Annotated in this window: 9 protein-coding genes; all 9 read right to left on the reverse strand. The window is 32.8% G+C overall.

Features of this window, described 5'->3' with window-relative positions; all coding sequences use genetic code 11:
- Positions 1-147 precede the first annotated feature (147 nt).
- Complete coding sequence (locus DNU06_RS16980; RefSeq protein WP_111064704.1) at positions 148-612, reverse strand: hypothetical protein; 465 nt, start codon at positions 610-612, stop codon at positions 148-150.
- Between the two features lie 2 nt (positions 613-614).
- Positions 615-1,043 (reverse strand): hypothetical protein, encoded by a 429-nt coding sequence (locus tag DNU06_RS16985; protein WP_111064705.1) that lies wholly within the window; start codon positions 1,041-1,043, stop codon positions 615-617.
- A 1,330-nt stretch (positions 1,044-2,373) separates the two neighbouring features.
- Positions 2,374-2,700 carry a hypothetical protein gene (locus tag DNU06_RS16990; RefSeq protein ID WP_146239306.1) on the reverse strand — a complete coding sequence of 109 codons (327 nt, stop codon included), beginning with the start codon at positions 2,698-2,700 and terminating at the stop codon, positions 2,374-2,376.
- Between the two features lie 108 nt (positions 2,701-2,808).
- Positions 2,809-4,182, reverse strand: a complete 1,374-nt coding sequence (locus DNU06_RS16995; RefSeq protein ID WP_111064707.1) for an ApeA N-terminal domain 1-containing protein — start codon at positions 4,180-4,182, stop codon at positions 2,809-2,811.
- Between the two features lie 38 nt (positions 4,183-4,220).
- Positions 4,221-4,535: a hypothetical protein gene (locus DNU06_RS17000; protein WP_146239307.1), complete on the reverse strand. Its 315-nt coding sequence runs from the start codon at positions 4,533-4,535 to the stop codon at positions 4,221-4,223.
- A gap of 286 nt (positions 4,536-4,821) precedes the next feature.
- Entirely contained in the window at positions 4,822-5,343 is a 522-nt protein-coding gene (locus DNU06_RS17005) for a hypothetical protein (protein WP_146239308.1), read from the reverse strand.
- Between the two features lie 46 nt (positions 5,344-5,389).
- The gene (locus DNU06_RS17010) at positions 5,390-5,908 is read right to left on the reverse strand and encodes a hypothetical protein (RefSeq protein ID WP_146239309.1); all 519 of its coding nucleotides are present in this window, start codon (positions 5,906-5,908) and stop codon (positions 5,390-5,392) included.
- A gap of 17 nt (positions 5,909-5,925) precedes the next feature.
- Positions 5,926-6,723, reverse strand: coding sequence for a hypothetical protein (locus DNU06_RS17015; RefSeq protein WP_111064711.1), 798 nt, complete (start codon positions 6,721-6,723; stop codon positions 5,926-5,928).
- A gap of 199 nt (positions 6,724-6,922) precedes the next feature.
- Positions 6,923-7,711: a hypothetical protein gene (locus tag DNU06_RS17020; RefSeq protein ID WP_111064712.1), complete on the reverse strand. Its 789-nt coding sequence runs from the start codon at positions 7,709-7,711 to the stop codon at positions 6,923-6,925.
- Positions 7,712-8,357 lie beyond the last annotated feature (646 nt).

The raw sequence follows: 8,357 nt of genomic DNA on the forward strand, positions 1-8,357 counted from the left end.
TTGGGAATTGTCTACCGAAAACTGTGGGTTACTGTGTTTTTTTAACCTCCATTACAAACTTCCGCTTGCACCTAACGTTTGAGCATGTTTTCGTTGCTGTAAGGTACGAAACAGCTATGAAATATGCTTGTTGTTAGCGGTATGTTTTTATTTTTCTTCAATTGTTTCTGCTACCAAATCCATTAACTCTTTAAATGAATTCGAAACAGTTAATTTCTTCTTTAATTCTATTCTCTCTGTCTCTGTTTCCAAAAACCAATAATCTGGTATTTTTGCTATCAAAATTTTGCGCAGTTCTTCAATACTAACAGATTCATCAATCTTACTAAATTTAATTTCCCATAAAGGAATTTTAGCTACGGAAGTATTATTGAAGAATAACCAATTAATAGGAAAAAGAATTATCTCCCATATTTGCCATTTCTTACCAGAATCAAGTTTATCTGCTTTTTCTATTTCAAAGCTTATTCCTCTGCTATCAAAATATCGTTCTCCTATATAATACTCCGTGATTCCTTCTTCAGAAATCCTGTGTTTATAAGTGTAAACTACATCAAATTGTTTGTGCTTATCAAATTTTTTCTGTGATATGTTAATTGCAGGATATTTCATTTTTAAGAACTCAGTAATCCAGCTAAAGATATGAAAAGCCAAATGCTTGCTCCAATTCCATTTAGAATCAATAATTGTACTTCAATTTTATTTCTGAAGGTCCACATTACTATTCCTAAAAAAATGCCAATAAGGCTCAAGTAAATAAATTCCTTATCAAAAAAAAGGGGTAATATTATTGGTAATGCCACTTGAAAAAAGAGTCCTATTATTATTCCAATCTTTATTTTTTTGATACTTCGTTCACGATTTAGCACACTAGTAATTGCTGTAACTACAAATGGAAGAAATATTACGGCTAACAAAAACGCATAAAAGGGAGCCATCCTACCCATATCGAAAGTAACTTTTGTAACTATGATCTGAGTAATCGCTATGCCAACGACTAGTATCCATCCTAAAGTTTTATTTACTTTTACTATATTCTTCAAGTGCTTTATTTATTCTGACTAACGTTTTTGTATCGTTTTGAAAAACAGTCGTTAGTATTTCTGTTTTTAAGTCGTGTTTTTGCTTTATTTCAACTAATTAAACGTTAGCTAAAAGTAATTATTTGTTTTTCCACAAAGGGAGGAATTACCGCTAACGCTCGGCTATATTTCTGTTTGCATTACTTTGCATAAAGTAACTTGATAACCGCCAAGACATTGTTTAGGCTAAATTAATTATTTTAGACTATCTAAACCATGTTTTGGTGCTATTTTATTAATTACCACTGCTTTTAATTGGTAAATGCAAATTGAATATAGGTATTGTTAACTACTGCTTTCTTTTTTTAATACTGTCGTTGCGTTCGTTCACCCTACTCTTCTGCTTTGGTCCGAACCGAATTTTTACTAAATTTTTCTAAGCAAAATTCAAGACAAATTTTTACGCGTTTAGCGTTTTTCCCGCCTTGGGCAAAAGTCCGAGCCACACAATACCGCTAAAATTTCGCATTTAAAAAATACAGTGATTCACCGTGGGATCAGTCTGCCTGAGAATTGGGTTACTTTGGGTACAGTCCGCCTGAGTTTTGGGTTGCTGTGGGTACAGTCCGCCGCATTTAGTACCGCTATAATTTAACATTTAAAAGTACTGTGATTTACCTTGAAAATTGTCTACCGAAAACTGTGAGTTACTGTGGTTTTTTCAACCCTTTTTTACCTACTTGCGCTTGTAGTTAACGCCTGACTAAATTTCTGTTTGCATTTTTTGCAGAATGTAATTAGATAACCACCAAGGCATTGTTTAGCCAAATTAGTCATTTTTGTTATTCTAAACCATGTTTTGGTGTACTTTCTAGGTAACTAATCCGCTTTTTTAAAATGCATATTGAATTTAGTTTTTGTTGGCTACTGCTTTCACACTCTGGTTTTTTTCTAAACTTTGGACACGCTTTGGTTCATCATGGTTTTATTCAACACTGTGGTCAAATTCTGGTTCATCCACTTTTTCAACCTTCGTTCATTTTGTCTTAATACAAAACGAACCAAAAAATCAAGCCCCGCACAAACAAATGGTCTCATTCTACGCAAAACAAAAGTGCGGCCGACGGATTTCCTTGCTGTCGCTGGCGGAACTAGCCGGTCTTACTAATGTTTTTACTTGAACTCAAACATTTCTTTCTGAAGGGTCGACATTTTCTAACATTTCAACTTCTGCCACAAAAGCGTATTAAAATCGTCTTATTCTCTACTAATAGTCACCTACCCCCGTTTTGGGAGGAAAAGCCACAACTAATACCTCCATAACGTTCTTAGAAAAAGCTAGACAGGCTAATTAATTTTTTCTCTGCTGTAAATATAAAAACTCTGAATGTCTAATTAAATAATAATGCATAGCATATACAGCCAATTTCCAGCCTTTAACATTAGAACCCAATTCAAGTTTGATATCCTCACCTCCTTTAATTTCAAATTGTAATGGAGGCGTTTTACACCAATCGATTCTAGCATAGATTTCGTTGACCCCTTCATCTATTTCAATTGTCCGAGTCTCATTGTCACTGAGCCTACATATCTTTTCGTTGTTTACGTAAATATTAATCTTACGTCCAAAATTAACAATCTGTGATGCGCGAGTAATTTCAATTTTCCCTTTATTCATTTCTTTAATATGAAGGTTTTTTAATGTTGTAGCCAACGATTGTGTAAAATTTCGTTGTTGCTAAGGTACTTAGCAATTATGAATTTTACACCTTGTTGTGTTTTCGTTTTACGACATCATAAATTGATACCGTTCCATATTATGCAGATTACTTATCACATGATTGTTACTCAAATTAAGTTTAGATAAGAAGATTAGAATCAAGATAGTCTCAAGTTTACGGTTATATTTTTCAAAATCTTTATTGACTATCTGTGGCTCTTTATTACTTTCATGCGCAATAAAATTTCTCGTATTTACAATAACTTCAATAAATTCATCAAAATTTTCCTTCAAATCCGTTTCAATTGCTACTCTAAAAGGCTCGAGAAGCTTAGCAATTTTATCTTTAAGCTTCGGTCGATTTTGCTTTAGTAATCTGGCTTTCAATGAATTTATTAAATTCCTCTCCACTTTATAAGTCGTCCGCAATTTCTCAAGTATTTCAGAGTCCTTTTGTGATAGATTACTTTCATTTTTTAAAACACTTGTAATATCCTTTTGCTGTATTGTATCAAGTGCATACATCAAGTTGATAAATCTATTCTCTCTATTGGTAACTGAACTGTTAATGCATGATATCAGCAATTTAAGAGCGTATTCATATTTGTCAAAAAGTTTAAACCACTTTTGAAACGTTTCAGAAATTTGTCCCTTTGGAATTTCATTTACAGTAAATAAAAGACTCTTAGTTTTCTTTTGACTTTTATGCCTTTGGGAGTTTTCTATTCTGCGAGGGTTCTTGTAGCAATAATAATTAAAATCACCGTCGCTGAATTCAAGGGGATTAACCAAGGAAACAGTACTCCAAGATATGAAAACAAAAAAATCCTGAATTCTATCAATAAATTCAGACAATTCCTTAAGAGTTACATCAGATTTAATTTCAGACGAAAGGGCACCGTGTTGCTCAAGTAAATACTGTTTATTTGGACTTATAAGTGGAATCGTTGTGGAATGATGAATTTCTAAAGAAAATTTGTCATCTGAATAAAGTGTTTCATATTCAATTTTTTTACTAGAACGTGAAACCCCAGCAACAGTATTTCCATTCCATACAGTTTCGAAGGCATCATAATCTATCCAATTGTCCAAACAATCGAACTTGAATTTAACTCTTTTAAAGTCTACCTTTTTCTCAACTAAAATATCAGTTGAAGCGTAATAAAGTTCTTCAAAATTAATTGTAGTAGTTAAAAAAAAAGCATTAGAAATATGAAGCTTACATTCATTTAAGACACATGTTTGAGAGTTATCCAATCTACCATATATGTGACATATTTTTTTTCTTTTACGTGCCCCAAGTGCAATTGGATTTTCATCAAACGAACCGAATATCTCAACATAAGAGACACCGTTTAAATATTTTAGAATACCATTTTTCCAATTATCATGTTCTCCTCCAACCCAAAAAATTCCCTTATATTCTTTTTCTATATTCATCTTAAAGAGTTCTTCTGTTAGTAAGCTGTTCCCTGTAACTATTCATAGAGAAAATTTAGATCCTCTTTTTCAATCACATTCATATATTGTTTAGAGATTCCTGCTTTATCTGTAAATGAAATTACGACTCCTTTCGAACCCTTTGAGTATATTAATCTGAAATTGCTTTGCAAAACATACACGTCTCCAATATGTGAGGCTAGCGAGGGTGTCCAACCTTCTGTATTATTTTGACCCCATAAGATTATTTTTTTCCATCTATCAGAATCTACTTCGAGCGTCTGTGAATTCCTTTCTGTTAATCCAGTTTCTGAGTTGGTAGTGTTAATTGTCAAATTGAATGGTTTGTCCATGTCTAGATAATCCTTGAGTTCTATGTCTGCTGAGCAACTCGAAAGTATTAGTAGGAATACCAAAAATCCTATACCGACTATTTTTTTCATTTGTTAATCTTTGATGAAACACAACGCTTGGCTATATTTCTGTTGCAATACCTAGCACAACTGTAATTAGGTAACCGCCAAAGCATTGTTTAGGCTAATATAATCACTTTAAGTTTTCTAAACCATGGTTTGGCGCACTTATTTGATAACTAAATCCTTCCTTGGTTAATGCAATTGAATATAGGCCTTGTTAGCATTAGTTTTCAATTTCTATTTTATATATTGAATCTGCTGTCAATATTTCTACAAGGCTATCATTATATTCTATTTGTGTGTTTTCAAGGTTGATTCCTGTTTGAAATTGAGCTTCTAATTTTTCGTATATTATATGTTTCGACTTAATTTCGTATAAGTTATCGGTCATTAAACTCATACCCTTAACTACTTTAAATGAATCAGTTTCATAATATACCTTTTCCGCATTTAAGCTATTAAAAACTATTATTCCTGTGAGATGTAAGCCACCAATTGGTGACAAAAAGAACAGCGCTAAAAAAACAATAACTGGCAAAATAGCTGAATAAACAAAATTACTTCTCGCTTCCTTTGATATTATCAAACCCATTGTAAGCGACACAATAAAAAGGACTAAAAGCAAGCGCTCAAAAAATCTTCCTGTTATACTAATGCCATATGCTATTCCTATAGTGAATAGAAAAAGAAGGACAACCAGAGATGTCAAATTAAGGATTAATAATAATCGAATTTTTTTATCCATATCGTCTTTCGAATTAGCTTGAAGCCAACTAACGCATTCTAATATTTTATTTAACCTTTTCTTTCTCACCTATTGTTACCCAAGATTCCATTATCTCATTAAATGATAATTCAATCTTTGATGCAAAAAAAATAATTTTGCACCATCCACCTAATTGAGATTCATTAAACCCTTCAATGGTAAACCTGCCATCATCCAATAGGCCGTGTGTCATGATTTCATTAAGTTCTAAATCTTCATTAGGTATTACGTACTCAATGTTGTCGGGATTTTTATAACCTACAATTTCTAAATTTGATACTCCATCAATCTTCAAGGTTGCATTTTTTCCGCAAATAGTTTTCCCAAAGGTATTCCCCGAATGGCTCTTTAAAACATGAGCAAAGTCAAGCTCTACACAAATCTTATCTATAGATAATTCAATATTTTTAATAGGTGAATCATGAAAGTATAATTCCTTCCATGAATCACTAAAGACATATTTTATACTGCTATCTTTCATTAATGCTAACGTTTGTGCAAATTTGCGTTGCTGTAAGGTACGCAACAGTAATGAAATTTGCATTTTGTTATGCTTTTGTTTTAATCAACATATTTATAATCACTTATAGACGATACTTCTCCGGCTCCAGACAAGGTTGTTATTCGAGACAATAGTTCATTATCGTATTCGTAATTAATTGTATACTCAATATTTTCATTTTTGTCACGGCTAGTTATTGTTAAAATATTTCCTTTCGGATCGCGTTCAAAAGATAATACGGACTGATCATAGATTTTAATTTGAAAACCATTTTTGTATTCAGCACCTAAGGTGTTTGATTGAGTGTAAAAGAAGCTTGAATTACATTTGTGGATATAATACGAAACAGTATCATTATTTTCAGATAATAACAAGTCAATTTTTCCATTATCATATGTCACTTTCGTTCTAGAATCAATTTGGTATTGAGAATTTAAAGAGTCTTTGTAATAAGCAATAATCTCAGTCAGCTTATCTTCATATATGTAAACTGTTTTATCAAAACTATCTGGGTCTGTCCAAAGCCACTCTTCACTTTTCATTCTTCTTAATGAATCGTATTTATATTTTACAGTATATGATGGCAAAGTATCGTCTAAATAAAATTCTTCCGAATAAAGTACATATCCGAGGCTATCAAAATAATCAACTGATGAAGTATACCTTTCAACCAACTTTCCATTTTCAAAGTTTCTGTATACAGAATATCGTTGTTTTATTCCTCGTTCCAAGTAAATTTTTTGAAAATCATTTTCATTTGAGACAAGGCTTAACTCAAAAGTACTTGTATCATTACATGGTAGTTCAATTTCCTCCGTATTGTAATCTAGTCTTTCTTGATCACGACAGCTATTCATGTAAATTAAGGAAAAAAAGAGAAAGCAGAATGTAATTTGTTTTTTCATAGTTTATAAAAATACTTGGTTGGTAAAAAATGATTCAATAATTTAAAATTAGCGTTACACTTCCGTGCAATAAAGCATAACGTTTGAGCATGTTTTCGTTGCTGTAAGGTACGAAACAGCTATGAAATATGCTTGTTGTTGTAGTGTCGTTTTATTGTTTTCTCATTTCTCTCTTATACTCTTCATTATAATCACCGTCGATTGTAAACATGCTTGTAAATTGTCGGTAATTAATACTGCCTTTAAATTCACGAGAGTGGCTCTCCCCAATTGTCAGCCTTAACATGGTCTTATAAGCCCCTCTAAATATTGGAGCATTCGTTAGTACAAGTTCATTGGGAGGCAAAATAACGGTGCCTACGCCATTTCCGCACATATAATTATATTGTTCTTCAATAGGCTTCCAATCCCCAGCAGAGTCCTGTGCTTCCATTATCAGTGGGATGTAACGGCCGTAGCCAATGGAAATTGTGTCACTTTCATTATTGGTCAAAAGAACAGCATAAGCATTATTGATTATTATAGTTGTATCTAATTTAATTTCAATTTTAGAATAAGTGCAAGGCTTAAAATTTCTGTGTTCAAGCCAGCCAATATAATATCCCGCCAAGGGATTTACATATTTTGGCAACTTCAAATCTGATTTATCTTGATATTCTTGAGGTAGTGGTGGTGGTGGTGGTGGTGCAAATGACGGCCAGTGATCGACTATTATTGTATCTTTTTGTTTTCCAATATATAAAAACTTATAATTTGCCGTTGAAAGCCATATTGTTTCTCTATTTTCTTTTAAGAAATCATATTTTCCAAATTGAACGGTATCTAAAATAACGGGAAAAGACTGATGATAAACATTTTCCATCTGCAGTTTAGCTTCAATTTCTTCCGTACCACAAGAAATTAACCCAATAAAACTTATGATATATAGTAAATTTTTCATTCTATTTATGCACTACAACGGCCGGCTATATTTCTGTTTGCATTACCTTGCACAAAAGCAACTAGGTAACCGCCAAGGCATTGTTTAGGCTAAATTAATTATTTTAGACTATCTAAACCATGTTTTGGCGCTATTTTATTAATTACCACTACTTTTAATTGGTAAATGCAAATTGAATATAGGTTATGTTAGGTGCTGCTTTAATTTTTTAATACGGTGGTTACAGTGGTCAACCCCCTATTCCACTTCACTTTTTCCCACACAAAATTCACGTCAAATTTTACGCGTCTAACGTTTTTCCCGCCTTGGGTAAAAGTCCGCGCCACGCAGTACCGCTAAAATTTTGCATTTAAAAATAAAGTGATTCACCGTGGGATCAGTCCGCCCGAGAATTGTGTTACTGTGGGTACAGTCCACCTGAATTTTGGGTTGCTGTGGGTACAGTCCGCCGCATTTAATACCGCTATAATTTTGCATTTAAAAATACTGTGATTTGCCTTGGGAATTGTCTACCGAAAACTGTGGGTTACTGTGTTTTTCAACCTCCTTTACCAACTTCCGCTTGCACCTAACGTTTGAGCATGTTTGCGTTGCTGTAAGGTACGAAACAGCAATGAAATATGCTTGTTGTTAGCATTAGTTTTTA

This window comes from Putridiphycobacter roseus, assembly GCF_003234935.1.
In the GTDB taxonomy this organism is placed as follows: domain Bacteria; phylum Bacteroidota; class Bacteroidia; order Flavobacteriales_D; family Crocinitomicaceae; genus Putridiphycobacter; species Putridiphycobacter roseus.

Coding starts and splice junctions, on each gene's coding strand:
- DNU06_RS16995 (WP_111064707.1), bottom strand. CDS start 4,182: ATGAATATAGAAAAAGAATATAAGGGAATTTTTTGGGTTGGAGGAGAA.
- DNU06_RS16980 (WP_111064704.1), bottom strand. CDS start 612: ATGAAATATCCTGCAATTAACATATCACAGAAAAAATTTGATAAGCAC.
- DNU06_RS16990 (WP_146239306.1), bottom strand. CDS start 2,700: ATGAATAAAGGGAAAATTGAAATTACTCGCGCATCACAGATTGTTAAT.
- DNU06_RS17005 (WP_146239308.1), bottom strand. CDS start 5,343: ATGGATAAAAAAATTCGATTATTATTAATCCTTAATTTGACATCTCTG.
- DNU06_RS17000 (WP_146239307.1), bottom strand. CDS start 4,535: ATGGACAAACCATTCAATTTGACAATTAACACTACCAACTCAGAAACT.
- DNU06_RS17010 (WP_146239309.1), bottom strand. CDS start 5,908: ATGCAAATTTCATTACTGTTGCGTACCTTACAGCAACGCAAATTTGCA.
- DNU06_RS17015 (WP_111064711.1), bottom strand. CDS start 6,723: ATGAATAGCTGTCGTGATCAAGAAAGACTAGATTACAATACGGAGGAA.
- DNU06_RS17020 (WP_111064712.1), bottom strand. CDS start 7,711: ATGAAAAATTTACTATATATCATAAGTTTTATTGGGTTAATTTCTTGT.